The sequence below is a fragment of the Bradyrhizobium sp. AC87j1 genome (assembly GCF_002936975.1).
GTDB classification, from domain to species: domain Bacteria; phylum Pseudomonadota; class Alphaproteobacteria; order Rhizobiales; family Xanthobacteraceae; genus Bradyrhizobium; species Bradyrhizobium shewense.
Genome location: NZ_PTFE01000004.1, coordinates 56,969 through 82,880, shown reverse-complemented (window position 1 = coordinate 82,880; position 25,912 = coordinate 56,969). Strand labels below are relative to the sequence as shown.

General features: G+C 64.9%; 32 protein-coding genes and 1 tRNA gene. 14 read left to right on the top strand and 19 right to left on the bottom strand.

Annotated features, from left to right (window positions below; genetic code table 11):
- Positions 1-8: 8 nt before the first annotated feature.
- From CV770_RS04350 to CV770_RS04340, 3 genes are all read right to left on the bottom strand, one after another.
- A complete protein-coding gene (locus tag CV770_RS04350; protein WP_091956820.1) occupies positions 9-425 on the bottom strand; it encodes a cupin domain-containing protein in 417 nt (138 codons plus the stop codon).
- Positions 426-475: 50 nt separating this feature from the next.
- Complete coding sequence (locus CV770_RS04345) at positions 476-1,219, bottom strand: SDR family oxidoreductase (RefSeq protein WP_091956819.1); 744 nt, start codon at positions 1,217-1,219, stop codon at positions 476-478.
- Positions 1,220-1,584: 365 nt separating this feature from the next.
- Positions 1,585-2,661: a methyl-accepting chemotaxis protein gene (locus tag CV770_RS04340; RefSeq protein ID WP_091956818.1), complete on the bottom strand. Its 1,077-nt coding sequence runs from the start codon at positions 2,659-2,661 to the stop codon at positions 1,585-1,587.
- A gap of 273 nt (positions 2,662-2,934) precedes the next feature.
- On the opposite strand from CV770_RS04340, the gene recJ reads away from it, so the two are divergent.
- The 3 genes from recJ to CV770_RS04325 all read left to right on the top strand — a co-directional run bounded on the left by recJ (position 2,935) and on the right by CV770_RS04325 (position 6,528).
- Positions 2,935-4,776, top strand: a complete 1,842-nt coding sequence (gene recJ / locus CV770_RS04335; RefSeq protein WP_104461450.1) for a single-stranded-DNA-specific exonuclease RecJ — start codon at positions 2,935-2,937, stop codon at positions 4,774-4,776.
- A gap of 49 nt (positions 4,777-4,825) precedes the next feature.
- Positions 4,826-5,635, top strand: coding sequence for an SDR family NAD(P)-dependent oxidoreductase (locus CV770_RS04330; protein WP_201759696.1), 810 nt, complete (start codon positions 4,826-4,828; stop codon positions 5,633-5,635).
- Positions 5,636-5,730: 95 nt separating this feature from the next.
- The gene (locus CV770_RS04325; protein ID WP_104461448.1) at positions 5,731-6,528 is read left to right on the top strand and encodes an aldolase; all 798 of its coding nucleotides are present in this window, start codon (positions 5,731-5,733) and stop codon (positions 6,526-6,528) included.
- 103 nt (positions 6,529-6,631) lie between these two features.
- Here the strand turns inward: CV770_RS04325 and CV770_RS04320 are convergent, their stop codons facing one another.
- Positions 6,632-7,861, bottom strand: coding sequence for a lytic murein transglycosylase (locus CV770_RS04320; protein ID WP_104461496.1), 1,230 nt, complete (start codon positions 7,859-7,861; stop codon positions 6,632-6,634).
- A gap of 148 nt (positions 7,862-8,009) precedes the next feature.
- On the opposite strand from CV770_RS04320, the gene CV770_RS04315 reads away from it, so the two are divergent.
- From CV770_RS04315 to CV770_RS42445, 3 genes are all read left to right on the top strand, one after another.
- Positions 8,010-8,270, top strand: coding sequence for a hypothetical protein (locus tag CV770_RS04315; protein WP_104461495.1), 261 nt, complete (start codon positions 8,010-8,012; stop codon positions 8,268-8,270).
- Between the two features lie 73 nt (positions 8,271-8,343).
- Positions 8,344-8,595 carry a hypothetical protein gene (locus CV770_RS04310; RefSeq protein ID WP_091956814.1) on the top strand — a complete coding sequence of 84 codons (252 nt, stop codon included), beginning with the start codon at positions 8,344-8,346 and terminating at the stop codon, positions 8,593-8,595.
- 81 nt (positions 8,596-8,676) lie between these two features.
- Positions 8,677-8,853 carry a hypothetical protein gene (locus CV770_RS42445; RefSeq protein ID WP_165637349.1) on the top strand — a complete coding sequence of 59 codons (177 nt, stop codon included), beginning with the start codon at positions 8,677-8,679 and terminating at the stop codon, positions 8,851-8,853.
- A 7-nt stretch (positions 8,854-8,860) separates the two neighbouring features.
- Here CV770_RS42445 and CV770_RS04305 read toward each other — a convergent pair whose 3' ends face one another.
- Complete coding sequence (locus tag CV770_RS04305; protein WP_104461447.1) at positions 8,861-9,388, bottom strand: MarR family winged helix-turn-helix transcriptional regulator; 528 nt, start codon at positions 9,386-9,388, stop codon at positions 8,861-8,863.
- Between the two features lie 54 nt (positions 9,389-9,442).
- On the opposite strand from CV770_RS04305, the gene CV770_RS04300 reads away from it, so the two are divergent.
- Together CV770_RS04300 and CV770_RS04295 are read left to right on the top strand one after the other, a co-directional pair.
- Entirely contained in the window at positions 9,443-9,922 is a 480-nt protein-coding gene (locus CV770_RS04300) for a carboxymuconolactone decarboxylase family protein (RefSeq protein ID WP_104461446.1), read from the top strand.
- 21 nt (positions 9,923-9,943) lie between these two features.
- The gene (locus CV770_RS04295) at positions 9,944-10,447 is read left to right on the top strand and encodes a cupin domain-containing protein (protein ID WP_104461494.1); all 504 of its coding nucleotides are present in this window, start codon (positions 9,944-9,946) and stop codon (positions 10,445-10,447) included.
- A gap of 103 nt (positions 10,448-10,550) precedes the next feature.
- On the opposite strand, the gene CV770_RS04290 is transcribed toward CV770_RS04295, so the two are convergent.
- The 3 genes from CV770_RS04290 to efp all read right to left on the bottom strand — a co-directional run bounded on the left by CV770_RS04290 (position 10,551) and on the right by efp (position 13,832).
- Entirely contained in the window at positions 10,551-11,537 is a 987-nt protein-coding gene (locus CV770_RS04290; protein WP_091956811.1) for a DUF808 domain-containing protein, read from the bottom strand.
- An 84-nt stretch (positions 11,538-11,621) separates the two neighbouring features.
- On the bottom strand, positions 11,622-13,244 hold the full coding sequence (locus tag CV770_RS04285; protein ID WP_104461445.1) for a peptidoglycan DD-metalloendopeptidase family protein: 1,623 nt from the start codon (positions 13,242-13,244) through the stop codon (positions 11,622-11,624).
- A 21-nt stretch (positions 13,245-13,265) separates the two neighbouring features.
- The gene (efp, locus tag CV770_RS04280) at positions 13,266-13,832 is read right to left on the bottom strand and encodes an elongation factor P (RefSeq protein WP_018323088.1); all 567 of its coding nucleotides are present in this window, start codon (positions 13,830-13,832) and stop codon (positions 13,266-13,268) included.
- A 162-nt stretch (positions 13,833-13,994) separates the two neighbouring features.
- On the opposite strand from efp, the gene epmA reads away from it, so the two are divergent.
- Genes epmA through CV770_RS04265 form a run of 3 tightly spaced genes read left to right on the top strand, consistent with a single transcriptional unit; the run spans position 13,995 to position 16,454 of the window.
- Complete coding sequence (gene epmA, locus CV770_RS04275) at positions 13,995-15,059, top strand: EF-P lysine aminoacylase EpmA (protein ID WP_104461444.1); 1,065 nt, start codon at positions 13,995-13,997, stop codon at positions 15,057-15,059.
- Positions 15,056-16,150, top strand: a complete 1,095-nt coding sequence (locus CV770_RS04270; RefSeq protein ID WP_104461443.1) for a lysine-2,3-aminomutase-like protein — start codon at positions 15,056-15,058, stop codon at positions 16,148-16,150. The genes epmA and CV770_RS04270 overlap by 4 nt, the downstream gene beginning before the upstream one ends.
- Positions 16,151-16,193: 43 nt before the next feature.
- A complete protein-coding gene (locus CV770_RS04265) occupies positions 16,194-16,454 on the top strand; it encodes a hypothetical protein (protein WP_091956807.1) in 261 nt (86 codons plus the stop codon).
- A 59-nt stretch (positions 16,455-16,513) separates the two neighbouring features.
- Here the strand turns inward: CV770_RS04265 and CV770_RS04260 are convergent, their stop codons facing one another.
- The 9 genes from CV770_RS04260 to CV770_RS04225 all read right to left on the bottom strand — a co-directional run bounded on the left by CV770_RS04260 (position 16,514) and on the right by CV770_RS04225 (position 23,278).
- Positions 16,514-17,599 (bottom strand): 3-deoxy-7-phosphoheptulonate synthase, encoded by a 1,086-nt coding sequence (locus CV770_RS04260; RefSeq protein WP_104461442.1) that lies wholly within the window; start codon positions 17,597-17,599, stop codon positions 16,514-16,516.
- 233 nt (positions 17,600-17,832) lie between these two features.
- The gene (locus CV770_RS04255) at positions 17,833-18,411 is read right to left on the bottom strand and encodes an HdeD family acid-resistance protein (protein ID WP_104461441.1); all 579 of its coding nucleotides are present in this window, start codon (positions 18,409-18,411) and stop codon (positions 17,833-17,835) included.
- A gap of 69 nt (positions 18,412-18,480) precedes the next feature.
- Positions 18,481-19,521, bottom strand: coding sequence for a PrsW family glutamic-type intramembrane protease (locus CV770_RS04250; protein WP_028144767.1), 1,041 nt, complete (start codon positions 19,519-19,521; stop codon positions 18,481-18,483).
- 283 nt (positions 19,522-19,804) lie between these two features.
- A complete protein-coding gene (locus CV770_RS42440; protein WP_165637348.1) occupies positions 19,805-19,960 on the bottom strand; it encodes a hypothetical protein in 156 nt (51 codons plus the stop codon).
- Between the two features lie 59 nt (positions 19,961-20,019).
- Positions 20,020-20,277: a hypothetical protein gene (locus CV770_RS42435; RefSeq protein WP_165637347.1), complete on the bottom strand. Its 258-nt coding sequence runs from the start codon at positions 20,275-20,277 to the stop codon at positions 20,020-20,022.
- Positions 20,278-20,414: 137 nt separating this feature from the next.
- On the bottom strand, positions 20,415-21,422 hold the full coding sequence (locus tag CV770_RS04240) for an acyl-CoA desaturase (protein ID WP_104461440.1): 1,008 nt from the start codon (positions 21,420-21,422) through the stop codon (positions 20,415-20,417).
- 122 nt (positions 21,423-21,544) lie between these two features.
- Positions 21,545-22,171 (bottom strand): PilZ domain-containing protein, encoded by a 627-nt coding sequence (locus tag CV770_RS04235; RefSeq protein ID WP_038946697.1) that lies wholly within the window; start codon positions 22,169-22,171, stop codon positions 21,545-21,547.
- 215 nt (positions 22,172-22,386) lie between these two features.
- Complete coding sequence (locus tag CV770_RS04230; protein ID WP_245453674.1) at positions 22,387-22,959, bottom strand: hypothetical protein; 573 nt, start codon at positions 22,957-22,959, stop codon at positions 22,387-22,389.
- 244 nt (positions 22,960-23,203) lie between these two features.
- Positions 23,204-23,278: transfer RNA gene (locus CV770_RS04225), tRNA-Glu, on the bottom strand.
- 226 nt (positions 23,279-23,504) lie between these two features.
- Between CV770_RS04225 and CV770_RS04220 the strand changes: the two genes are divergently transcribed.
- Genes CV770_RS04220 through CV770_RS04210 form a run of 3 tightly spaced genes read left to right on the top strand, consistent with a single transcriptional unit; the run spans position 23,505 to position 24,235 of the window.
- On the top strand, positions 23,505-23,759 hold the full coding sequence (locus CV770_RS04220) for a PilZ domain-containing protein (RefSeq protein WP_018323099.1): 255 nt from the start codon (positions 23,505-23,507) through the stop codon (positions 23,757-23,759).
- A gap of 56 nt (positions 23,760-23,815) precedes the next feature.
- Positions 23,816-24,061, top strand: a complete 246-nt coding sequence (locus CV770_RS04215) for a hypothetical protein (protein WP_104461438.1) — start codon at positions 23,816-23,818, stop codon at positions 24,059-24,061.
- A gap of 6 nt (positions 24,062-24,067) precedes the next feature.
- Complete coding sequence (locus CV770_RS04210) at positions 24,068-24,235, top strand: hypothetical protein (RefSeq protein WP_104461437.1); 168 nt, start codon at positions 24,068-24,070, stop codon at positions 24,233-24,235.
- Positions 24,236-24,451: 216 nt separating this feature from the next.
- Here the strand turns inward: CV770_RS04210 and CV770_RS04205 are convergent, their stop codons facing one another.
- Both CV770_RS04205 and CV770_RS04200 read right to left on the bottom strand, forming a co-directional pair.
- Positions 24,452-25,090: a glutathione S-transferase family protein gene (locus CV770_RS04205; RefSeq protein WP_104461436.1), complete on the bottom strand. Its 639-nt coding sequence runs from the start codon at positions 25,088-25,090 to the stop codon at positions 24,452-24,454.
- A 302-nt stretch (positions 25,091-25,392) separates the two neighbouring features.
- Entirely contained in the window at positions 25,393-25,845 is a 453-nt protein-coding gene (locus tag CV770_RS04200; protein WP_018323103.1) for a VOC family protein, read from the bottom strand.
- Positions 25,846-25,912 lie beyond the last annotated feature (67 nt).

Genomic DNA, 25,912 nt, shown 5'->3' with positions numbered 1-25,912 from the left:
TCTGCAGGCTATTTCGGCATAGGCATTGTCAGCTCCTTGTCGGCCGTATCCACCACGAACACGGCAAGCAGCTTGGCAGGCTCGGTATCGCTGGCATTCGCGCTGATGCCGTGGCGGTCGCCGGGTCTTTCGGAAAAATTCTCCCCCTTGTGAAAGACCTTGGCCGGGCCGTCATTGACCTGACTGCGGATCGCGCCTTCCAGGACGGTAGCGTAGATGAAGGCGGAGGGTGCATGGATGTGGGCCGGCGACGAGCCTCCGGGACCATACTCGACCAGCACGCCCTTCATGCTCTTGCCGGGGACATTGGGCAGCGTCTGGTCGAATACGACGGTGACCTTGGCCGATGGTGCTGCCGTCTCGGCCGCATGGACCGCCAGGACAGACGCGGCGTAAACCGCCGTTGCAATCAGCAATCTGCGCATGGGATTTCCTTCATTGCCGTTTCTGTATTGATTGCGGGACTGGCGGCCCCTCAGAGGCGCGCGAGCCATGTTGCGAGCGGCGTCTTCCCGAGCCGAGCCTCGCCGAGCGGGTTCAGCGATGTGTCCTGAATGGAAGCGCCGTAATATTGCGCTTTTGGGTCGCCGACCACCGTACGGCTGTCGCCGGAGGCTTTCTGGCGGCGCGCGACGAACTCATTGAAGGGAGCCTTCTCGGGGCCTGCGATGTCGATGGTGCCATTTAGCGGCCGCCCCGTTGCGATCTCTGCGAGGCAATCGACCACGTCGTCGGCGGCGATCGGCTGAAACAGCGCCGATGGAACGACGATCTTGTCTCCGGCCGCTCCCGCCTCGCCAATGGCGCCGAGGAATTCGAAGAACTGCGTGGCGCGGACGATGGAGTAGGGGACCGCCGAGGCCTTGACGATGGTCTCCTGGGCGAGCTTGGCACGGAAATAGGCGATGTCGGGCGAACGATCGGTCCCCACGATCGAGAGCGCGACGTGATGTTTGACGGCTGCGGCGGCCTCGGTCGCGGCGAGATTTCGGCTCGATCGCTCGAAGAATTCGAGCACGGCGGCAGGCTCCCAAGACGGCGCATTGGCCACGTCGACCACGACATCCGCGCCGGCCAGCGCCGCCGCGAGGCCTTCCCCGGTCACGGCATTCACACCTGATTTCGGCGAGGCTGCTACCGCGTCGTGGCCCTGCTGTTTGAGCTTCGCCACGAGCTTGGATCCGATCAATCCGGTTCCGCCGATCACGACGATCTTCATGGCATGTCTCCTTGGCATGTGACGAGCGCGAGATGATTAGCCAGGGGCGGACTCGCGCGCTCACGTCGATTAACGTGATGCGAAGCGACTCTAGTCGATCAAGGGCGCGGGGCTCTTGCCTGTTACGGGCGCGGCTTGCCGGAAAATGCTTCAGAAGCCGGGGTGCGATTTCACAAAACCGCTAGGGTCATTCCCTCGTGCCGCAAACACACTCTGCGATGATCGCAGAGTGCCAGTGTTTTGCCCGACTTGTCAAAATGTTTGAGAGAACAAGAAAGGCAAGCCCGGCTGAAAACACCAATGAAAGCAGCCCTTTGGCTACTGTGCATGGGGTTGTTTTCGGGTTTTTGAATCGGCCGGCTGTCTCACACCCCGCAGACGATCACGCCGTACCAGCCGAGCCCGCGATAGGTCTCATAGCCCGGCGTCGCATGGAAGGCGACCAGGGCGCCCGAGCGGTCATGGTAGAAGCCGGAGCGCTGGCCGTTCAGCGAGATCGAGATGCGCTCGCTGAGGATGCCCTGGCCGTCGGACGCCGCGATGATGCGGAAGTTCGAATCGACCAGCAGGACGCGGGCCTTGTCGCTGTCGCCGACGCGCACGCCCTGCACGATGGCGCGGGCCTGCGCCTCCCAGTCGAAGTGGATGGCGAGCACGCCAATCGGAGCGCCGTGGGCCTGACCGCCGGCGCGGACGCTGGCGCAATAGGTCGCCACCTGCGCATTGCCGAGCAGCGGCTGGTTCTCGACGTCGCCGGCGACGTAGTCGTCACCGGAGCGCAAGGTTCGCGCCTCGCGAAACCATTTGGTGTGGGCGACGTTCTGGCCGACCACGCGAAAGCGGTCGGCGCGGCCGTTGGCGATGACGTTGCCGTCGAGGTCGCAGAGCCAGAGATCGAGATAGACCGTGTAGGCGCCGAGGATCACGCCCAGGCGCTGCGAGGCGTGGGAGATCGCTGCGGCGGTCGGCGAGGCCGCGCAATCGACCATGGCGGAATCGGTCGCCCACCAGCGCACGTCGCAGGTGCGCTCATAGAGGTTGCGGTCGATCAGCTCGATGGCGTTGAGCGACAGGTCGACCATCCGCTCGCCGCGCGAGCGCTGGCTCATGCGGTCGATCGAGGCGACGAGATCGCCGGTGCGCTTCGTCAGCTGGCTTTCGAGCTCGCGCGCGATGGTCTCGACCTGCTGGCCGACGCCGCGTACCTCCTGTGCCACCACGGCGAAGCCCGCGCCTTGCGCGCCGGCGCGCGAGCTCTCGATCAGCGCGTTCAGCGCCAGCATCTTCATCTGGTTGGTGATCTGCTGGATCGACTTGGTCTTGTCGACCGCGATCTGGTTGACCTCCGCGGTGAGGCGATTGATCAGCGCGGAGATATCGGAATCATCGTCAGCGGGTTCGGTGGCGATCGGCTTGGCTTTCAGACCCAGCGCAGCAGACATCGGGGATTTCCCTTGGCAATGAGGTCTGATCTGCAATGAACCCGGAACAATCGCTTACAGATCGAATACGATTCTTTTTCGAGGATTCCACCTAACGCCTGCTTAATTTGCTGTTCCGCCGAATGCCCAAATGATAGTCAGTCGGCGCAGCAAATCGGCAATCCACCGCTTTGTGCGGCGCGGAGATTGCAAATCCCTGAGGATTCCGGGTCAATCGTCCTGCAAGCCGGACCGATACCGTCGGCTCCGGGTTCCTCAAACCAACTGCGACCCATGACGCCGCCTGCAACCGCCTTGCCCGTCGAAGCGCCCCAGGCGTTTCTCGGCGTCGCCCGCTCGCTGACCGACAAGCTTTGGCGCGACCGGCTGGATCCCCGTGGAGCGGCCCAGGCGCTCGCCATCGTGCAGCGGCACCAGCTTCCCGAACTGCTGGCCCGGGTGCTGGCCGGCCGTGGTGTCGATATCGATGCAGTCGCCGACTTCCTCGATCCGACCATCCGCAAGCTCCTGCCGGACCCCTTTACCGTGACGGAGATGGAGGCCGCGGCGAAGCGGATCGCGGATGGCGCGGCGAAGGGCGAGAAGGTCGCGATTTTCGGCGATTACGACGTCGACGGCGCGACCTCGGCGGCACTGCTCGCCTGGCACCTGCGCCATTGCGGACTCGATCCGCTGATCCACATTCCCGACCGCATTTTCGAAGGCTACGGGCCCAATGTCGAAGCGGTTCGTGGGCTGGCGGCAAAGGGCGCCACGCTGCTCGTCACCGTCGATTGCGGCACCACCAGCATCGAGCCGCTCGCCGAAGCAAAACGGCTCGGCATGTCCGTGGTCGTGATCGACCATCACCAGGCCGGCACCGAGCTGCCGGAGGTTGACGCGCTGGTCAATCCGAACCGGCTCGATGATCTCTCCGGCCTCGGCCATCTCGCCGCTGTAGGTCTCGTGCTGGTGACGCTGGTTGCCGTCAACCGCGAGCTGCGCCAGCGCGGTTTCTGGAGCGCGGAGATGCCCGAGCCGGATCTGCTCGGCATGCTGCACCACGTCGCGCTCGGCACGGTTGCCGACGTCGCGCCGCTGATCGGTCTCAACCGCGCTTTCGTCGCCAAGGGGCTGATCGCGATGCGGCGGCGCGACCATGTCGGTCATACCGCCTTGATGGACGTGGCGCGCCTCAATGGGCCACCGGAGGCCTGGCATCTCGGCTTCATGCTGGGGCCTCGCATCAATGCCGGCGGCCGCATCGGCCGCGCCGATCTCGGCGTGCGGCTATTGCTGGAAGGCGACAGCGTCGAGGCCGCGCGGATCGCGGCCGAGCTCGACCGCCTCAACGGCGAGCGCCGCGTCATCGAGCAGGCGGCCGAAGCGCAAGCCGAAGCCGAGGCGCTGGCCTCAATCGGGCTCGAGGACAAGCTCGGCGTCATCGTGACGGCGTCCGAAGGCTGGCACCCCGGCGTCGTCGGCCTCGTTGCCTCCCGGCTGAAGGAAAAGTTTTCGCGGCCCGCTTTCGCCATAGCTCTGGAGCCCGGCGGCATCGGCACCGGCTCGGGCCGCTCGATCGCGGGCGTCGATATCGGCAAGGCCGTGCGGCAGGCGGTCACTGACGGCATTCTGCTCAAGGGCGGCGGCCACGCGATGGCCGCGGGCGTGACGTTGCGGAAAGAGAAGCTCGCCGAGTTTCGGGCCTATCTCGAAAATGCGCTGGCGCAGGACGTCGCCGAGGCGCGCCACGTCAACGAGCTCTATATCGACGGCGCGGTCTCCGCGCGCGCCGTGACGACGGAGCTTGCGGCGACGCTGAACCGTGCCGGTCCGTTCGGCAGCGGCAATCCAGAAGCCGTCCTCGCGCTGCCGGCGCATCAGTTGGTCTTTGCCGACGAGGTCGGGCAGGCGCATCTGCGTCTGCGCTTCAAGTCGGGCGATGGCTCGATCGTCAACGGCATTGCATTCCGCTCCGTGGGACAAAAGCTCGGCAATGCGCTGCTCGCCAATCGCGGCCAGCAATTGCATGTCGCTGGCTCATTGTCGGTCGACCGCTACCAGGGCGTCGAGCGGGTGCAATTCCGCGTCATCGACGTCGCGCTACCGGACCAGGGGCCATCCGTGATTAGATAACGCATGAGCGTCAGAAATAGATCGCTCAACAACAAAAAAGGGAGTGAACATGGCAGGGCAGGTCGAGGGCAAGGTCGCGCTGGTGACCGGCGGCGCCTCGGGTATCGGCGAGGCCATCGTCGAGCTGTTCGTGCGCGAGGGCGCGACTGTTGTCGTCACCGACATCGATGAGCTGCGCGGGCCCGAGCTCGCCAAGCGCGTGACAAATGCCGGCGGCAAGGCGATATTCCTGGAGCAGGACGTCACCAGCGAGGAGCGCTGGATCGATATCGTCGCCGAAATCGCCAAGCGCTATGGTCGGCTCGATATTCTCGTCTCCAATGCCGGCATCGGCATCTCCGTGCCATCGATCGTCGACATGACCCTCGCCGACTGGCGCAAGCAGAATGCGATCAATCTCGACGGCGTGTTTCTCTCGGTCAAGCATTGCCTGCCGCTGATGCGCAAGCATGGCGGCGGCTCGATCGTCATGATGTCCTCGCTCGCGGGCCTGCGCGGCGCGCCGGGCCTGTCGGCCTATTCGGCGACCAAGGGCGGCGTGCGGCTATTCGCCAAATCGATTGCAATGGAATGCGCGGCGGCCGGCGACGGCATCCGGGTCAATTCCGTGCATCCCGGCATCATCGATACCCCGATCTGGGGCAAGATCCCGACGGGCGCGACCGGCGCCGGCCAGAACGCGCCGATTGATCCCGAGGAGCGCGCCAAGGTCGCAACGCCGCTCGCCCGCGCAGGGCAGGCGGCGGAGATCGCCTCAGGCGTGCTGTATCTGGCCTCCGATGCCTCGCGCTACGTCACCGGCAGCGAGCTCGTCATCGACGGCGGCATGAATGCCGGCGGCGTGCCGCGGCGGGCCTGAGCCGCGCAGGGCAGGGTGGCGGTCGCAGGGGCTGACGCGCAGGCGCAGCCCCTGTACAAGACGGCAGCTTTCGACCGACAGAGGTGTCCTTCGCCATGGCGCACAGCCTTCACGCTTCCTCACCCGCGTCAGCGCCATTCCGCTCGAACCGGCCGGACCTCGCCACCGATGCAATTCGCACCGCACGCGAGAATCTCGCCGCCTGCTTCCGCATGGCCGCGCGCAACGGTTTTGAGGAAGGCATCTGCAACCACTTCTCGGCCGTGGTACCCGGCCATGACGATCTGTTTCTCGTCAATCCCTATGGCTATGCCTTTCGCGAAATCACGGCCTCAAAGCTGCTGATCTGCGATTTCCACGGCAATGTGCTCGACGGCGAGGGCGTGCCGGAGGCGACCGCGTTCTACATCCATGCCGAGATGCACAAGCGCCTGCCGCGCGCCAAGGTCGCATTCCACACCCACATGCCTTATGCGACGGCGTTATCGATGACCGAAGGCGAACCCTTGATCTGGGCCGGTCAGACCGCGCTGAAATTCTACGGCCGTACCGCGGTCGATCGCGACTACAACGGCCTCGCGCTCGACAACCTGGAAGGTGCGCGCATCGCATGCGCCGTCGGCGATGCTGACATCGTCTTCATGAAGCATCACGGCGTGATGGTGCTGGCGCCCACCATCGCGGAAGCCTGGGACGATCTCTATTATCTCGAGCGCGCCGCCGAGGTGCAGGTGCTGGCGATGTCGACGGGACGGAAGGTGCTGCCGGTCGATCCCGCGATCGCGGCCGAGACCTACAGGCAGATGCGCGAAGGCGATTCCGAATCCGCCCGGCTCCATCTCGCCGCGATCCGCAGGCAGCTCGACGCGGAGGAGCCGCAGTACCGGCACTGACCACAGTGTCATTCCGGGGCAAGGCAAAGCCTTGAACCCGGAATCCAGAGATGTGGCGCGAGATTCCGGGTTCTCGCTGCGCGAGCTTCGGAATGACTGGTCCCTACGACCCCTGCCGCAGCTTGGCCAGCACCTTCAGCCCGCCATAGCCGTCTGCTGGCGCAATCCCTGCGCGCTGCTGGAAATCCTTGATCGCCTTCATGGTGTCGTTACCGACCCGGCCGTCGGTGCCGCCGGTGTCGAAACCGGCTTTCGTCAATCGCGTCTGCATCTCCTGCACCTCGGCGAGGGTCAGCGCGCGCTCGGAGCCGGGGAAGGGCTGGATGAAGGGCGGCGCCCCCAGGCAGCGGTCGCCGAGATGGCAGATCGCGAGCGCATAGTTCATGGAAGGGTTGTAGCTCTTCACCGAGTAGAAATTCGGTCCGAGCAGGAAGGTCGGTCCGCCCGCAACCGGTGTCCACATTTGCGCGGATTCGTTCGGCTGCGGGAACGGCTGGCCGTCGGCTCGGGTGACGCCGGCTGACGCCCAGGCCGCATAGGTGCGGCTGCCGCTCATATTGCCGGCGGCGCGCACCTCATAGCCCCAATGCTCGCCGCGATGCCATTTGCCGCGGTTGACGAGATATTTTGCGGTCGAACCCAGCGCGTCGTCGGGCTTGCCGAAGGGCGAGACCTTGCCGTCGCCGTCATAGTCGATGCCGACATTGAGCCAGACTTCCGGCATCCATTGCGAATGGCCCATCGCGCCGGCCCAGGATCCCTGCATCTGCTCCGGCGTGCTCCAGCCCTTGTCGACGATGCGCAGCGCATTGATCAGCTCGGTCTCCCAATAGGCCTTGCGGCGCGGCTCGTTCCAGGCGAGCGCGGCGAGCGAGGGAAACACCGGCGTCATGTGGTTCTGCTGCACCAGGGGATCGCCATAAGCGGACTCGACGCCCCACAGCGCCAGCAGCGTGCCGCGCTCGACGCCGAAATCCCGCTCGATGCGCGCCAGAAGCGCCTCGTTGTTCTTCAGTGCGATCTTGCCGTTGATGACGCGCCAGTCGGAGACGCGACGGTTGATGTATTGCCAGACCTGCTCGTGGAATTCGGGCTGGCTGCGCATCTGCTTGAACACGCTCATGTCGGGCTCGACCCGTCCCATCGCGCGTTGCCAGGTCGCTGCCGAAATGCCCTTAGCCATCGCACGCGCGCGAAAGCTCTCGCGCCATTCGTCGAAGCCCGGAGGCGCGGCGAGCACGCGTGTCGGGAATGTGAGCAAAGCGGCTGCACCGAACGTCGATTGCAGCAGGCTGCGGCGAGTCGGATGGAGGGAGGAATCAGCGTGCGTCATGGGCACATTGTAGCCCGAAACATGGCCGGTGTGGGTCGGTTCCTGGAACAGCCGCGCGGCTGATTCTGCGCGGCCCGGGATCATGCTTCTGTCGGAACAAACTGTCGCAGTCCTGCATTCCCTCCGTATCCGGAAGGAGGAGATGATGATGAGGACATATCTGTTTGCCGCCGCCATGATCACCGCCGTCGCGACGCCCGCGTTCGCAGATGAAGTCGGCGTTCACGTCGGCCCGGTCGGCGCCGGCGTGACGGTCGGTCAGTCCCACGAGTACCGCGAGCGAGACCGTGATCGCGACCGCACCACCGTCATCAGGGAGCGCGAGCCCTCTGATCGCACCACGGTGATCAAGAAGCAGGATGAATTCGGCAATCGCAGCAAGACCATAATTCATCACGACAACGACTGACGGAGCAGGGCCCCGGCGGAGCGTCGGGGCCCGCCTTTCGCATGCAGTCTGTTCACCGAGAATTCGGGGTGGAATGAAGATACACACGCATGCGGAAAGCCATGTCGTCGAACTCGACGACGGATCGCAATGGCAGATCTTTCCCGGCGATCTCGCAACCACGCTGAGTTGGAAGCCCGAGACCGATCTGCACCTCGAGCAAAGCGCCGACCGGGTGAGTTCGCATGTGCTGGTGAATGCCACCGACGACAGCCGCGTACGGGTGATCGCGGCGGACGAGACCTGGGTCGATGGTGAGGTTAAGAAAGAGTTGAAGGGCGGGTAGTCGGTCCCGCGCTTCGCGATATCCCTGACTTTAGGCCTGTCGTTTTACGGTCGGTTCGCTTCCGTCCGCGTAGGATGCGGCATGCGGGAGCTGTTCGACATCATCCGTGCCAATCCTTGGCCCTTCGGCGCCGGGCTCTTCGTCGTCGTTCTGATGATCATCGCCGAAAACTTTGGCCGCGGTATTCAGGGCGGCGACGGCGGTGCAGGTGGCGATTTCTCGGATGCCGGCGGCTGTGACGGAGGAGGCGGCGACTAGACCACACCTAGTCCCCCTGCAACTCCGTCGCGACGTTGGCGAGCCAGCGGCGAATGCTCGCCTCGGCCTTGGCGTCGAGGCCGCCAGCCAGACGCTTCTCCAGCGCCATCACCCGTTCCCGGCACGCCTTCAACAACGTCGTTCCGCGCTTGGTCAGCGTCCATTGCTGGATACGGCCGTGGACGGGATGAGGCGTCATCAGAATCGCGCCGTCGCGTTCGAGGTTGCGGATGATGACCCCGACCGTCTGTGGCGTGAGGAAGGTGAGGCGGGCGACATCGGCACCCGATAGTCCCGGATAGGCATTCAGCATCGTCAGCACGGCAAATTGTGGCGACGTAACGCCGAGGTCTGCGAGCGTCCGCTCCATCGTCAGACGGACAGCTGCATGGGCCTGGCGCAAGAGATAGCCGAGATAGCCCTGCTCGCCGCGCTTGCCTTCGCCGGCAGCGGGAACACGCACCGCCGCGTCGCCGGCAGGTTCGGGCACCGTGCGGGTTTTCGATCTGGTGACGGCGTCGGTCTTGCGTGACATGTCAGAGCTCTTATAATATGTAAGTACACTTATAATAAGACGAGGTGAACCGCAATGTCACATGCCCGTAGCGAATACGAGGATTTCAAGAAGATCGCGCCTGACGTCTATGATCTGGTGCTGGCGCTCGGTCAGCTTGCGACCAAGGCCGGCCTCGACAAGCAGCTCATCGAGCTCGTCAAGCTGCGCGCCTCGCAGATCAACGGCTGCGCCTTCTGCGTGCAGCACCATGTCCTGCTGTCGGAACGGATCGGCGTTCCCGTCGACAAGCTCCACTTGGTCGCGGTCTGGCGCGAGGCGCCGATCTTTTCGCCGCGCGAGCGTGCCGCGCTGGCATGGGCCGAGGCGCTGACCGTCCTGCCCGACGGCGTCAGCGAAGACGTCTATGCCGAAGCTGCCCGGGAGTTTTCCGAGACGGAGCTGATGTATCTGACCTCGGCGGTCGCCTCGATCAACGTCTGGAACCGCTTCGGGGCTGCGTTTCGCTGGACGCCGGCGCCGCGGCCGGTGGCCGCGAATGCTGCGGCATCCTGATCGGCACAAAGGGAGGTTATGATGACAGCAATGAGTTTATCTGCCGTGCAGCGTCCGGCGCCGTCACGTTCGACGGCGTTCGCCGTCGTTGCAGGGCTGGCCTGTGCGCTGGCGATCGGCAAGGCGCTGCCGGTGACGATGGATGCCATCTCCGGCGCGCTGGCGCCGCTCTGCGCCACAGCGGCGGAGAGCTCGCCGCTCGACAAGGTCGAGCCGATCGGCTCCTACGCATTGCCGAACGTGCCGGGCAAGCGCGTCACCATCGTGCGCGTGACCTATGGTCCGGGCGGATTCTCGCGCCCGCATCGTCACGCTGGATCCGTGACCGCCTACATCACCAAGGGCGAGATCCGTTCCCAGCTCGGCGGCGGTCCTGTCGAGACGTTTGGCGTCGGCCAGTCCTTCTTCGAACCGCCGGGCTCGACGCATCTGGTCTCGGCCAACGCCAGCGCGACGGAGCCCGCGGAATTGATCGCGGTGTTCGTGGCGGACGAGGGCGCGCAGCTCACGACGTTGCTTGAATAATCGGTAGCCCGGATCGAGCGAAGCGTAATCCGGGACCGTTGCCTCGCGCGAGAAAGTCCCCGGATTACGGTTCGCTCCATCCGGGCTACACGGCTCGTTCCCTTCAGCCCGCCCGCGATCGCCTCAGCCGTTTCCATGCCGGCGAGAGACCGTATTGGACGGCCGGAATCGCAACTGCGCCGACAAGAAGTCCAAGCACGCCTGAGATGGCTGCCTCGACCGACCATTCGATGATGCCGGCAATGGATGGAAGGGCGTGTGCGGCCGCCTCGCTTGCGGCATGGACCGTGCGGCCGACCACGGGCGGGCCGTATTTTTCGATGCCGTGCAGGATGATGCCGCCGCCAACCCAGATCATGGCGGCAGTGCCGATGGTGCTCAGCACCGCCAGGAAGGTGGGCATACCGCGGACCAGCGCGCGTCCAAGCGAGCGGATCGCGGCGCCAATGACTGAGGCGCCGTCGTAGCCCGCAAGGGCTACGCCGGCATCGTCCGCCTTCACGATCAGGGCCACCACGCCGTAGACCCCGACCGTGATACCGAAGCCGACCAGTGCCAGCACCAGCGCCTGCATCCAGATGCTGCCCGCCGGGAGGGCCGCCAGCGTGATCGCCATGATCTCCGCCGACAGGATGAAATCCGTCTTGATGGCGCTCGCGACCTTCTCGTCCTCGACCGACCGGGCATTCAGTGCGATCGGCTCGAGCTGGGCTTCGTGGTGGTGCGCATGATGCGGCATCACGGCTTCGAGCACCTTCTCGGTACCCTCGTAGCAGAGAAAGGCTCCGCCCAGCATGAGCAGCGGCGTCACCGCGGTGGGAAGGAAATAACCAAGCAGCAGGGCAGCGGGAAGCAAAATCAGCAATTTGTTGCGCAGCGATCCGACCGCAATCTTGCCGACGATCGGCAGTTCGCGCTTCGAGGCAAAGCCGATGACGTAGTTCGGCGTAACGGCCGCGTCGTCGATGACCACGCCAGCCGCCTTTACGCCCGCTTTGGCAGCCTGGCTCGCTACATCGTCGAGCGAGGCCGCTGCCACCTTTGCAATCGCCGCGATATCGTCGAGAAGACCGATCAGTCCGACACTCATCACCCCGATCCCTGTTTTTGTTTGAGCCGGCGGTGCGCGCGACAACAAGCTCTTGCACCGCCCTTCATTGGAGCGAGCAAGCCCTCAATTCTCCTCGCCGCTCGATCCCTCGCGCAGATCCGGCTTGATCACGTCGTCCGGCAGCGCATGGGCGACCGGCTGCGACGTGATCGCGATCTCCGGGCCGACCTCGCGGCCGCGGGCGTGGATCAGGCGTTCGTAGGCGGAGACCAGGGTGACGTAGGGGCTGACCCAGATCCAGCCGTCGCGTGTGAACACCTGCACGTCGAAATGCAGATGCATCGAGGTGCCGGCTGGATGGTCGAGATAATTCGAGATCACACCGATCTTCTCGCCTTCGGTGACGATGCGGCCATTGAGCACGCCATCGGCGTTCATTGCGTGCGGATTCATGTGCATGTAGCGGAAGCGGATGTGCTCGGTGCGGCTGTTGACTTGAAGCGTCGCGGCCTGATCCTTGGACGCGCGGATCACGATGGCATCGCGCACGGCGACGACGCCGCGCTGCTTGGGATCGCAGGGCTCGCGGCCTTCGCCGGGCGGCGGGCAGTCGGCGGCGCGGATGTCCTCGCCCTGATGGCCGTAACCGCCCGCGCATTGCCAGACCTCGAAACTGCGGGACTCGCAGAAATTGTCGCGCCAGGGATAGGCGGTCGTGCTCTCCGTCTTGTCCCGCTTGGCATAGGATTGCGAGCGGATGAAGGCGGGTGCCTTTTCGAGCGGAAAGCGGATTTGTGCATAGGCCATTGCGTCGGGATGGCCGCCCTGCTTGCGGTAGCCGGTGTTCGGGATGATATCGCCGCTCGGCCGGTAGCTGAAATCCGGCGAACGGCCCGCCGGACGATCGAGGACGTTGGAGGCAATGTCCGTCAATGGCCGCATGCGCTGGCCGCCGGCGACGCGCAGGGCCTTCAGGAAGCGCTCGGCCACCGGATAGGCTTCCTTGCAGGCCAGCCGCCGCGGCTTGGCGACGCTGTCGAGGCACTGGATCGACACCACATAGGCGACGCCGAAACGAGTGAAAGCGTAGCGTACATAGCCTTCCCGGATGAACCTGCGCAGGTCCGGGTAGAGCGCTGTGAGTGGTTTGATCTGCTCGCCTTTGCCGCCGGCGGGATCGGCGATGTCGTAGACGAGCGCCGATCCTGTGATGTGCACTTCGACCGGCCTTGTGAACACCCGGCTAGGCATTCCCTCACCGGCGCCGGGCTCGAGCGAGAAAGTCGCGCTGTAGCCGGCGGGGCCGGCATCGAACATGTCGACGGGATTGAAGTCCGCCTGATAGCGCGACAGCGCGAGCGTCGCCGTCGCGCCGCTGCGTTGCGCCTCGAGGTAAGCGGCGGCGTCGAACGGCAGCAGCACCGGCACGGGACTGCGGGTGATGCCGGTGAAGAATCGCGAGGAAACCGCGTTGAGCTGCACCAGGGCGGGCATCGCGCGCGGATCGTAGCGCGGCACCGAACGGCGAGGTGCGAAGATGAAATCGTCCGCGACGCGGGGGCGGCTGTTGATCTCGGTGCGGAGTTGGTCGAGCGCTGCGCGCCAGTCGACGCGCAGGGCCGTGAGCGAGGGGCTGCGGAATTCATCCGCAGCGAGCGGAGCGGCAATGAGGAGCGAAAGCGACGCCAAAAGAAGCGAGACGAAGCGGAAACCCTTCCCAACCACTGTCTCGCCCCCCGGCGGCACCTGCGATCGCTCTGTTCCCCGTCAGTCCTTGGCGCGTTCGGAGTAGGAGCCGTCCTCGGTCATGACCACGATGCGGGTACCGACCGCGATGTGCGGCGGCACGGTGGTGCGCACGCCGTTGGAAAGCACCGCCGGCTTGTAGGAGGACGAGGCGGTCTGGCCCTTGGTCACCGGCTCGGTTTCGACCACCTCCAGCGTCACGCGCTGCGGCAGCGCGAGCGAGACCACGTTGACGTCGTGGGTCGACAGCTTGACGGTCATGTCCGGTTGAAGATACGAGGCCGCGTCGCCGACGACGTCCTTGGAGACCTGGACCTGGTCGTAGGTCTCCGGGTTCATGAAGTGGAAGCCGTCGCCATCTTCATACAGGAACGTGTAGTTGCGCTCTTCGATGGTGGCCTTTTCGACCTGATCGGTGGTCTTGTAGCGCTCGGAGATCTTTACCCCATCCGAGATTCGGCGCATTTCGATCTGGCTGACCGGGGTACCCTTGCCGGGGTGGATGTTTTCGGCGCTGACGACGACATAGAGCTTGCCGTCTTGCTCGATCACGTTGCCTTTGCGAATAGAACTGGCGATGACTCTCAAAGCTATATTTCCTGCTTGCTTGGCCCGGCACCGGCCAGGACGTGATCAATTCGATGGGGGACTTGGGGCCTCAAATCGGACCTCGGCGCCCGTTTCGGGCCGCAACATACTGATTTTGCCGTTAGATGCCAGCGTTTTGCTCGGATCTGGGGCGGTCGGGTAATGGCTGGGGACAAGCCCATCTCACCGTTCTGGTCGCCCGGGCGGCACCTCGACCGTCGGCCGTTCCTCCAGGCCAGGGGGGCCATTACCGGGTCTCTACGGGGCTTTTTCGCCGAGCAGGGGTTCGTGGAGGTCGAAACCTCCGTTCTCCAGGTGTCTCCGGGCAATGAGACCCACCTGCACGCCCCTCGGACCGAGATCATGCGGCCGGACGGTAGCCGAGCCCTCCGGTATCTGCGGACGTCGCCCGAATTCGCCTGCAAGAAGCTGCTGGCGGCGGGCGAGACGCGGATTTTCGAGTTCGCCCGGGTGTTCCGGGACCGTGAGCGCGGCGACCTTCATCTGCCCGAATTCACCATGCTGGAATGGTATCGGGCAGGCGCCTCCTATGACGCCATCATGGCCGATTGCGTCGTCGTCATCGCCCGTGCGGCGCAGGCGACCGGCATCGGCACCTTCTCGTTCCGGGGGCGGACCGCCGATCCCTTCGCCGAGCCCGAGCTCCTGACGGTCGCGGGCGCCTTCGAACGGTGCGTCGGCATCGACCTGCTGTCGACAATCAGGGACGGCGAGGGTAACCGTGCCGCGCTGGCCGAGGCGGCCAGGGGCAAGGTCCGTGTGGCCGGGGATGACACCTGGTCCGACGTCTTCAGCAAGGTGCTGGTCGAGCACGTCGAGCCGCATCTGGGGCAGGGGCGTTTGACCATTTTGTTCGAATACCCATCTCCAGAGGCGGCGTTGGCACGGGTGAAGACTGACGATCCCAGGGTTGCCGAGCGGTTCGAGGTCTACGCATGCGGCGTCGAGCTCGCCAACGGCTTTGGGGAACTGACCGATGCCGAGGAGCAGCGAAAGCGCTTCACGGAATCGATGATGGAGAAGCAGCGCCGCTACGGCGAAGCCTATCCGCTCGATGAGGACTTTCTGGCGGCAGTCGCCGCAATGCCGGAGGCGAGCGGCGTCGCGCTCGGCCTCGACCGGCTGGTGATGCTGGCAAGCGGCGCATCGCGGATCGATCAGGTGGTTTGGACGCCACCTGCAAATGAAGCGTCTAGTGAGACATGACGAAAACCAACCTTGCACGCACCCTGCGCGAGCCGGCTGAGCTCGTCGCTGAAGGTCTGGCGCCCGCAGCAGCGCTGCCGGCGCTCGAGCGCGTTGCCGCGCGCTATGCGGTGGCGATCACGCCGGCGCTGGTCGGGCTGATCGATCCGTCCGACCCCGACGATCCCATCGCACGGCAATTCGTTCCGAGCGCCGCGGAGCTCGAGATGCAGCCGGGCGAGGACGCCGATCCGATCGGCGATCATCCGCACTCGCCGGTAGCAGGGATTGTGCATCGCTATCCCGATCGCGTGCTGTTCAAGCTCGTTCACGTCTGCGCGGTCTATTGTCGCTTCTGCTTCCGCCGCGAGATGGTGGGCCCGGGCAAGGAGAACGCGCTGTCGGAGACCGCCTATCGCGCGGCGATCGATTACATCCGCTCGCATCACGAGATCTGGGAAGTGATCCTGACCGGTGGCGATCCGCTGATGCTGTCGCCGCGCCGGATGGGCGAGATCATGGCCGAACTCGCGGCAATCGATCACGTCAAGATCATCCGCCTTCACACCCGCGTGCCCGTGGCCGATCCCGCGCGCATCAGCGACGAGTTGGTTGCGGCGCTCAAGGTCGAGGGCGCGGCCACCTGGGTGGCGCTGCATGCCAACCATGCGCGCGAACTGACGGGACCGGTGCGCGCCGCCTGCGCGCGGCTCGTCGATTCCGGAATTCCCCTGGTCAGCCAGTCCGTGCTGTTGCGCGGGGTCAATGACAACATCGCCGCTCTGTCGGATTTGATGCGAGCTTTCGTCGAATGCCGGATCAAGCCCTATTATCTGCATCACGGCGACCTCGCGCCGGGCACCGCGCATCTTCGCACGACCCTTGCCGAAGGACAGGATTTGATGCGGCAGTTGCGCGGGCGGGTGTCAGGGCTTTGTCAGCCGGACTATGTCATCGACATTCCCGGCGGCGCCGGCAAATCCCCGGTGGGGCCGAGCTACGTCCTGGCGCCGCAAAATACCGCACCCCATGCGGGTGATGCGGGAGCCGAAACGCGCTATCGTATCGTGGACTATTGCGGCGACGTTCATCTCTATCCGCCCGAGACCTGAGCGGTGATGGAGAGCGCGCCGGTTCGAGAATGGAGAGGCGGAAATGAAAAAGATCATGGTGGCAGCATCGCTCGTGGTCTTGCTTGGCGGCGCGGCGGCAGCACAGACCGGCGGTTCCAAGGGATCGACCTCCGGCGGTAGCGGCGGAACCTCTGGATCGGTGTTGCCGGCACCGGTCGGTCACCGCCAGCCGCGAGCGGCTGACGTGCCGAGCGAGAAGAATTTGAGCAATCCGAACACCCCCGCGAACAAGGAAGACGCGGAGCTCGATCGCAAGATCAAGAGCATCTGCCGCGGCTGCTGATCCTTTCACCTCTCCCCGTTGGGGAGAGGTGAGGAGAGCGAATGCGAGTTCGCCATGAGCTAGGCCGAGCGCTCCTGCAGTCCGGCGCGCCGGGCGTTGCGACGGATTTCCACCGCGTCGGCGAGCTGCTCGAGCGCGGTCGCCGTAGTCGGCCAATCGATGCAGCCGTCGGTGATGCTCTGGCCGTAGGTGAGCGGCTTGCCCGGCACGACGTCCTGGCGGCCGGCAACGAGATTGCTCTCGATCATCACGCCCATGATACGGCCTTCGCCGCCTGAGATCTGGCCGGCGATGTCGGCCGCCACCTGCGGCTGGTTCTCGGGCTTCTTGCTCGAATTGGCGTGGCTGGCATCGACCATCACCAGCGGCGCGACACCGGATTTGGTCAGCTCGTTGCAGGCGGCCGCGACGCTTGCCGCATCATAGTTCGGCTTGCTGCCGCCGCGCAGGATGATGTGGCAGTCCTCGTTGCCAGCGGTCGAGGCGATCGCCGAGCGGCCGAGCTTCGTCACCGCCATGAAGTGATGCGGATGCGAGGCCGACTTCACGGCGTCCGCTGCGATCCGCACATTGCCATCGGTGCCGTTCTTGAAGCCGACCGGGCAGGACAGGCCCGAGGCCAGCTCGCGATGGATCTGGCTCTCGGTCGTGCGCGCACCGATCGCGGCCCAGGACACGAGGTCTGCGATGTATTGCGGCGTCGTCATGTCGAGGAATTCCGTGCCGGCGGGCAGGCCGAGATTGTTCACCGCCGACAGCACGTTGCGCGCCAGCCGCAGGCCCTTGTTGATGTCGAAGCTGCCGTCCAGATCGGGATCGTTGATCAGGCCCTTCCAGCCGACCGTGGTGCGCGGCTTCTCGAAATAGACCCGCATCACGACCTCGAGCTGGTCGGCGAGTTCTTCGCGCAAGCTCGCGAGCCGCTCGGCATATTCGAGCGCGGCCTTGGGGTCATGCACCGAGCAGGGGCCGACCACGACCAGCAGGCGGTCGTCCTGGCCGGCGAGAATGGCGTGGATGGCGTTGCGCGCCGCCATCACCACACGCGTCGCGGTGAGCGTGCGCGGGACTTCCCGCATCACCTCATCGGGCGTGCTCAGCTCTTTCAATTCGCGGATACGAAGATCGTCGGTCGTGCTCAGCACGGCGGGCTCCTGTTTGTTTCGAACCTGCCGGCCAATAAAAAAGCCGCCAGGTCTGGCGGCTTGTTCGGACGTTTGCTTCAATATTCAGATTGAGCGCGATCCTCCTGCCGCCAGCGAGCTGTCGTAGCTAAAGTACCAAAAATAGCTGGTGGCGACGGTGATCATGGAGGGGCATATAGCGCGCCATCGGCGGATTGTCACCCCCCAATCGGCGCGGCAGGTGACGAGGCGGGTCAGGTGTTGCTGTTGCGCGCCGCCAGCGCCAGGCCGATCAGGCTGGCGCCGCCGAACAGGAGGTTGATACCGACGAGGACGCCGATGGCCCATTCCGCCGAGCTCGGCAGTCCCGTGATCACCATGAAGGAGATCGCGATGTCGACGAGGCCCGAGATCAGCAGCCACGACCAGCGGCCGATGAGCTCGCGGCGGTGCTCCAGTGCGTACATCATGGTGGCGACGCCCTCGGCCAGGAAGTAGGCGCCGACCACGATGGTCAGCGTCAGCACGGCCTGCATCGGGCGGGCCAGCAGCAGCATGCCGGCAAGCACGGCGAGCGCAGCCGAGATCAGCGACCACCAGAAGCCCGGCGTGCTGCGCGCCCAATAGGTCACGATCAGCCCGCCAATGCCGCTGATCAGGAACATCCAGCCGAGGAAGATCGCGATAGCAAGGCTTGCGAGCGGCGGCAGGATCAGCGCCGCGACGCCGAGAATTGCGAGCAGGATGCCCTCGAACAAGAAGGCCTTCCAATGGGCCTTGACCGTCTGGCTCATCATGGATTGAAGCCGCGAAAAATCCTCGGGCGACGTCATCGGCAGGCTCCAGATCGAAAGGTCAGCGCTCAATCTAGTATGCGCGCAGCGCGCTCGCCATCCCGCGGCTCACCCGCCGCCGGGCGCCGAGGAAAAACCCTCCGCGCTGGTGCGGATGCGGTTGCGGCCAAGAACATAGATCGCCGTTGTGACAATCAGAAGAGCAAGGCCGAGCAGGATCGAGACGAAACCGATCGGGATCAGGGCCAGCGTCAGATTGCGCTCGGGGTTGATGAGCCAGTGATGGATCGAGGTCAGCACGAAGGCGAGGCCGAGAAAGCCGACGCCGCCGCCGGCAAGCAGCAGCGCCCACATCCGGCGGAGCTGGCTGAGCCGCTCCCGCGCGACATCGGTCCGGGGGGCGTGATGGCGGGCGACGCGCCGGACCAGGCGGATCGCGAAGGCGATCGAGCTGAAGCCGATCAAGAGGCTGGAGGCGCCCAGCCACATCCGCAGCGTCGGATCGAGGTCGGGCATTCTTTGCAGGGTCAGCAGCGGAAAGTCGAAGGCGGAATGCAGCGCAAGCGGGCCGGCCAGCATCAGGAGGCGGCTGGAGAGGCGGGCCCAGTCGCGATGGTGCCGGTTCGCACCCAGCGCCGTGCCGGCGCGCGCGATCGTCAGATAAGCGCCCGCGATGATGCCGAGCGCGCCGTGGAACGGCACCGTCAGCACGCTGCGCAAGGCGGCCAGCGAGCGCCACATCTCGGCGTGCTGAACCAGATAGGCGAGGTTCTCGTAAGCGGCGAAGCCGAGGCCGACCGCGGCGCCATAGACCACGGTGTCCATCGGATTGGCAAAGGTCCGCCGCTTGGTCGAGGAGATCACCACGATGGCGATCACCTTGACGGCTTCCTCTGGCAGCGCGACGCCGAAGATCGAATGCATCGCCAGCGCCGCCCAGGGGTCGTCGGGCGCGGCGACCATCTTGGCGAAGGGGGCGCGGGCGAGGCCCAGCAGCGAGATACTGGCCGCGCCTAACAGGAACGCGGTCCAGACCTGGGCCGGCGGTCCCGGACGCTCCTCGGCGGCGATGACAAGCCACAGCATCAGCAGCGCCGGGGCGATGGCGGCCGTTCCGATGACGGTGGGCAATGCTTCAATCAGGTACATCGGCGCCGAAAATAGGTTCCCTTGATCCGCTTATCTACATTCACCGATGCGACCATGTGTCATGCGCACGCTGTCGGTTCGCTTAACGAGCGCGACAGACTTCGTTCATCTGCCGTCGCCCGTCGCGCCGTAGAATACAAGCGCAATCAATTGCATGACAGCACCTGTTCGTCATCCATGATAACGCTCGCGCCGCCGAGCTTGAGGCGCGATTGGCAAGCCGGATCAAGGAAATGCGTGGGTTTCTTCGATTCACGGCGTAGCCCTGCGCCGGTCAGGCCAGCTAGCCGCGCTTCGTTGGGTCCTCGCGGGGCGGCGAGGCGAGCCGGCGCATCCGCGCCTGCTCCAGCTCCCAGAAGGCGCGGACGAGGCAGGTGCCAAGGCAGAACACGATGAGCACCAGCAGGAAAGCCTGGTCGACGGCGGGGATGTGCATCATGGCGATGATAAAGCAACGCCCATGCCATGCGTTCCAGCAACGGCCGGTGCTTTCCGCCTTCAGTGCGTGGTGAACGGCGGCGGCGCCCCGGGAGCGACGTCGAAGGCGCCGAGATGGAATTCCTCGCCGAGGGATGTGTCGGCTTCGCCCGGTTGCGCCAGCAGCGTGAACGCGGCCTGGGGGTAGAGCTTCCAGATCTCCAGATCGCCGGCGGTGATGGTGAGCCAGCCGAACGTGTACATGTAGCGTCCGGGCTCAGTGACCCGGCCGACCCTGTCCCAGGTGATCTTGTCCACTGTAACTTTGTCGACTGCCATTCGGTCCCCCGATCGCAAGTCTGCAAATGACGCCCGGCCTGGAGGCACGGACGATCATAAGCTGATCCCGCAATGGGGCCGCGATAGGGCGGCGATGCGGAGGCAAGACGGCCCGGCGGTGGCCGCTGCCTGCCGATTCAGCGCGCCGTCGAGGCCGCCTCTGCTTCGGCCGCCCGCTCCAGCTGACGGTGCGAGGCGTGGAAGACGTCGTGGACGAGACCGATCTTTTCCAGGCCCAGGATGATCAGGCCGTTGAAATCGATCTCCCACCAGGCGTGCGAGATGTAGGCGTCCCGCGGGAAGCGGTGATGGTTGTTGTGCAGACCCTCGCCGAAGGTGAGGATCGTGGTCACGAACTCGTTGGTCGAGGCGTCGACGACCTCGAAGCGACGATAGCCATAGGCGTGACAGACCGAGCCGGTGAGCTGGCTGGTGAGGATCAGCAGATAGGCGCGGAGCAGGCCGGAGAACAGCACGCAGCCGATCATGGCGTGCACGCCGCCGAACGTGTAGCCGATCACGCCGGGGATGAAGACTGCCGACATCCCGTACCAGACCCAGCGCGTGCGCACGAAGAACATCGCGATCGGATCGGCGAGGATGTCCTTGGCATAGTATTCGTTGTCGGTGGTCGCCTGGTCGAACACCCAGCTGCCCTGGGCGTGCAGAAAGCCCTTGAACGCGCTGATATAGCGATTGCCGAAGCCGTCGAATTGCGGGCTGTGGGGATCGCCGACGTCATCGGCGTAGAGATGGTGGCGGCGGTGGTTGGCGACCCATTTGGCGATCGAGCCCTGCACAGCCATCTGGGCGATGGCGCAGAAGAAGACACGCATGATCGGGCCGGTACGGAAGCTGCGATGGACGAACAGGCGGTGCATGCCGGCACCGATGCCGAACGTCGTCAGCGCGAACATCCAGGCGAACGTGAACAGCTCGACCTTGCCGACGCCTTGCGTCACGGCCCAGATGATGCCGGCGACCGCGCCGACATAGAGGATGCCGAGCAGGAGATAGCTCTCGCGCAGCTTGGCCTGGACCAGCGGCCCTTCGGTGACGACGCCGGGTGGAAGCTGCGGCTTCGGCGCGACGGGCGCGTTCGGCGCGATCTCTGCCGGGGCGAACTCGGCGTCGGCGATGGACATTCCGGGGCTTCCAATACTCGAGGCCCGCAGTGATTGCGGACGCACCGGGGCACACCCTACCGCGCAGGGGTCGCCATCTCCAGTATTTAGTTAAGAAAGAGTTAAGATTGATCGGGCCGGCTTCAGGCCGACTGGAGCAAGGGCGTGCGGACGATCAGGCGGACGAGGTCATCCCGTGACTGTTTTTCGGCGAATTTGACCGCAAAGCCGTGCTCGAACTTGCGGATCACGCGCCCGACGCAGGCGCCGACCGCAAGCGGGGTTCCGAGCGGCGGATCGTATTCGCAGGAGATCGCGACGCCAGCCGTGGAGACGTCGATGATGAAGCACGGATGGCTGCTGCCGTTGGCGAGCGTCAGGAAGGTGTGCGAGACCTGCGGTACGAAACGCGCGTCGTTCCGCAGCTCCTGGACGCTGGCGTCCTTCTGCTTCTTCTCGAGCCAGGTCAGCTTTTCCGACATCCAGGCGCGCCGCGCCCGCGTCATGTCGAGCTCCATCAGGAAGCCCGACTTCAGCGTCGCGCTGATCGTGCACTGGAATTCGCCGAAATCCTGGAAGTAGGAGGTGAGGCGCTCGCCGACCTTGCCGACGACGGGCACGTCCACGATCATGCGGAAGGGCGAGACGCGCTTGGTGCGACAGGCAAAGCTGCGCAGCTTGCCCTCGCAATCATACCAGCGGGGCAGCGAGTAGCTGCCGCTGACCGTGACGTCCACTGCACGCTGCCTGAGGAACTCTGCGACGGACATGAGGTGCCAATGATGTTCGGGATTGCTTCCGTAATTCCACGGTAGCTGTCAAATTCTAAGCAAATGATACTAGCGCAAAGGAGCAGGGGTAAATTTCCGGTAAATGCGCGCTTCGCGCGCCCGGCAGAAAGCGCGGCATAAGGACCCGTTATGCTGCAGGCCGCCTCACAACATCGTCATCGAGGGTGCGGTGAAGCAACGACGCGCTGTGGCGCCTAGAGTGATCCGAACAGCACCAGCAAAGCCAGCGAGCCCATGGCCATCGCGAACTGGATCGTCGTCCATATCAGGCCGTTCGGGCTGATCTGCAATCCCAACGGCGGCAACGCGCGCCGCATCGCCAGCGCCGTGAATGCTTCGACAATGGCGAGCAGGAGGGCGATGCCGGCGATGAAAGACCATGACTCGGTCGGAGGCATCCATGGCGCGAGCCCGGCCTGGACGGAGCCCTTCAAGGCGGCGAGCAACGCGAACCAGCCGAACCAGAATGCGGAGCGCTTGACGATGTCGGGGCCGATCGTTTCGGGCTCGAGGCGGATACCGATCGTTGCCAGCGCGCTTTCGATGCGCTCGCCGTCGGTCAGGACAACGAACGCGCCGAGATAGAGCGGAATGCGCGACTGGAAGAGCAGGGCGAGGATACCGAACAGGATAACGTGGCCGATGACGTCGCCGAGAATATCGCTGATTGCGTTCTTGGCGCTGCTGCCTGACGGCACGAGCGCCGCCGGCGCGGAATCTGCCTGACGCTGCGGAAGCGATCTGGCGCGCGCCATGTGCTCCAGCATTTTGGCGCGCCGGTCGGATGGATGCTGGCGAGGATGGCCCAGCCATGGCGGAAGGCCCGGCGTCTTTGTGGATGCGCCGGACGAACGTTCAATCTCGGGGTTACACTGCGCCATGGGCCTGGACCGGTTCCAACTGACATTGGTCGGTGGCGAGCGGAGGGGAGGTTCATGAGGAAGCGGGAGAAATTGCAGCCGGGCCGTCGTGGCGGCCCATTGCGGCGTAATCTATCGCCGTCGCCTGCACTGGCGCTCCCTAGCGGAATCGAACCGCTCTCTCCACCGTGAAAGGGTGGCGTCCTAACCGATAGACGAAGGGAGCAAACGCAGGGCCCTGCCGTTTTTCCCGGCACGGCCGCTGGCCGGCCGAGTCGGACCCGGCGGCTTGCAGCGGGCGAACGTATAGTGGCCTTTCTGGCTCCCGGCAAGCCGTCCGGGACCGGTCTTTTGGCCCCGGTGGACAGCGCTGGCCCCGGGGTGATCCGGAGGCGATTTCAACGGTTTCTTAGGGTTCCCTGAGTAGCGCTGGAACGGGAGATTTTTCGCCAATGCCACCTCCGAAAAAGCGCGCAGCCCGCAAGCTGCTGTCGCAGCATGCCTGGATCACGCTCGACGGTGGCTTCGCCGCGCGGCATTGCCTGGTCCAGGACATCTCGGATTCGGGCGCCAAGATCACGCTGGACGAGGACGCGAGCCAGCTCCCGGGCGTAATCAGGCTCGCCTTCGCACGCGATGCCCGCACCGGGCGGAGCTGCCAGGTGGTCTGGCGCCGCGGCAAATCAGCCGGCATCAAGTTCATCTGATCGGGGCCGCGGAAGGCCCGATGGCGCGCGGCGCCGGTCCGGGCTAGAACGCCGCCATGCGCGCGCCGCTCCTCATCCTGATCTCGTTGCTGGCCACATCCGCCGCCGCAGCGGAGGCCCTGCACCTGCCGCCTGCCGAGCAGCCGAAGGCAGGCACGACCGTGCCGCTGAAGGGCGCGGCCGGGAAGGCACGAACGGGCTCCTGCGCCTCTTATGGCCCGCGCTTCGTCATGGTCGAGGGCACCGGGACCTGCGTGAAGATCGGCGGCTCGATCAGCATCGACACCACTGTGAGGCGCTAGAGGCCCATGCCGGTGGATCTGCTGCGCCTCGACCTCGTCGTTCCCGTCCTGATGTACTGCGCACTGCTCTGGTGGGTCGGCCGCGGCTTGAGCTGGACGGCGCGGCTGGCGACCGCGGCGGTGACCTTGGTGCTGATCGTCTGCGTGCTGCTGGTCGAGCGCGGCTGGCGGTAAAGCATGATCCGGAAAAGTGCGCAGCGGTTTTCCGAAAAGGTCATGCTTAAACAAGCGATGACGATTCATCCTGATCGTATTGCGCCTTAGCGCCAAAAACTAAAACGCGAAAACAACCCCATGCACAGTAGCGTCAAGTGCTGAGTTGACGCCGCAGGATTGCGCCGAAACGCGGATTCATCGCGCTCTCGCCGCAGCTTGCGCCGCGCTGCCGGTTCACGACATCGGCGGTGCGACATGCTGTGCAAAACCGGGCCGTTTGCCGAGCTCGGCGAGCCAGCGCGTCAAATGCGGCTGCGCCGGCCGGGTGATACCCTCGACGCCGAGCCAGCGCCGCGCATAGGAGCCGAGCGCGATGTCCGCGAGCGTGAACGCATCGCCCTCCATGAAGCGGCGCGAGGAGAGCAGGCGGTCGGCGATGGCCCAGACCTCGGCGGCGGTATCGGCATCGCGCTGCACCTGGATCATGTCGCGCTCGGCGGGGGCCGTGCGCACGATGCCCCAGAACACCGGGCGGTCGACCGGCTGCACCGTCGACAATGTCCAGTCGAGCCAACGGTCGACCGATGCGCGGCTCTTCGGCGCCTCTGGGTAGATCGGCGTGCCGCTTCCATGTGCGAGGCAGAGGTAGCGCAGGATCGAATTGGATTCCCACAGCACGAAGTCGCCCTCGACCAGCGTCGGGATCCGCGCATTGGGGTTCATCGCGAGATAGTCGGCCTCGCGGGTTCTGCCGTAGCTCATGCCGGCGTCGACGCGCTCATAGGGCAAAGCGAGCTCGGTGAGGCACCACAGCACCTTCTGCACGTTGACCGAATTGGCGCGGCCCCAGATCGTCAGCTTGGTGTCAGGCATGAGGCGTCTCCCGCGGCGTTGTCGCTTGCCGCGGGTGATAGCGGAATTCGCCGTTCGGAGCGATCCGCGATTGCGGCGCGCCTCTCATGCAAAAAGCTCCGCCCGAGGCGAAGCTTTCGTTGCAAAACAACTCGCAAACTTGAACCCGTCGATCAGCGGCCGAAGAACAGCCACAACAGAATGATCACCGGGATCGGCACGCCAAGCATCCACAGCAATAGCCCTCTCGCCATCACATCCTCCTCCAATCGGCTTCGTTGAAGAGAGAACGTCGGGTGCGGGAGCTTGTTCCTGCCGGCGCCTTACCAGTGGCCGGTATTGGGCATCGATGCCCAGGGCTCCTGCGGCGGCTTCGGCTCGCCCTTCTGCAGCAGCTCGATCGAGTGAAGGTCGGGCGAGCGAACGAAGGCCATGTTGCCATCGCGCGGCGGACGGTTGATGGTGACGCCGGCCTTCATCAGCTGCGCGCAGGTGGCGTAGATGTCGTCGACCTCATAGGCGAGATGGCCGAAGAAGCGATCCTCGCCGTACTTCTCCTCGTCCCAATTCCAGGTGAGCTCGACCAGCGGCGCGCCGCGCGTCTGCGGCTGCTTCTTCAGCGCCTCGAGATCGTCCGCCGAGCACAAGAACACCAGCGTGAACCGCCCCTTGTCGTTCTCGATCCGCCGCACCTCCTTCAACCCGAAAGCATCAACATAGAATTTCAGCGCGACGTCGAGATTGCGCACGCGCAGCATGGTGTGGAGATAACGCATGGTTGTTGCTCCCTATCGTTCGGAGGGTTTTGCTTTGGGCCGGGGCGGCGGGAGTAGGAGATAGCAG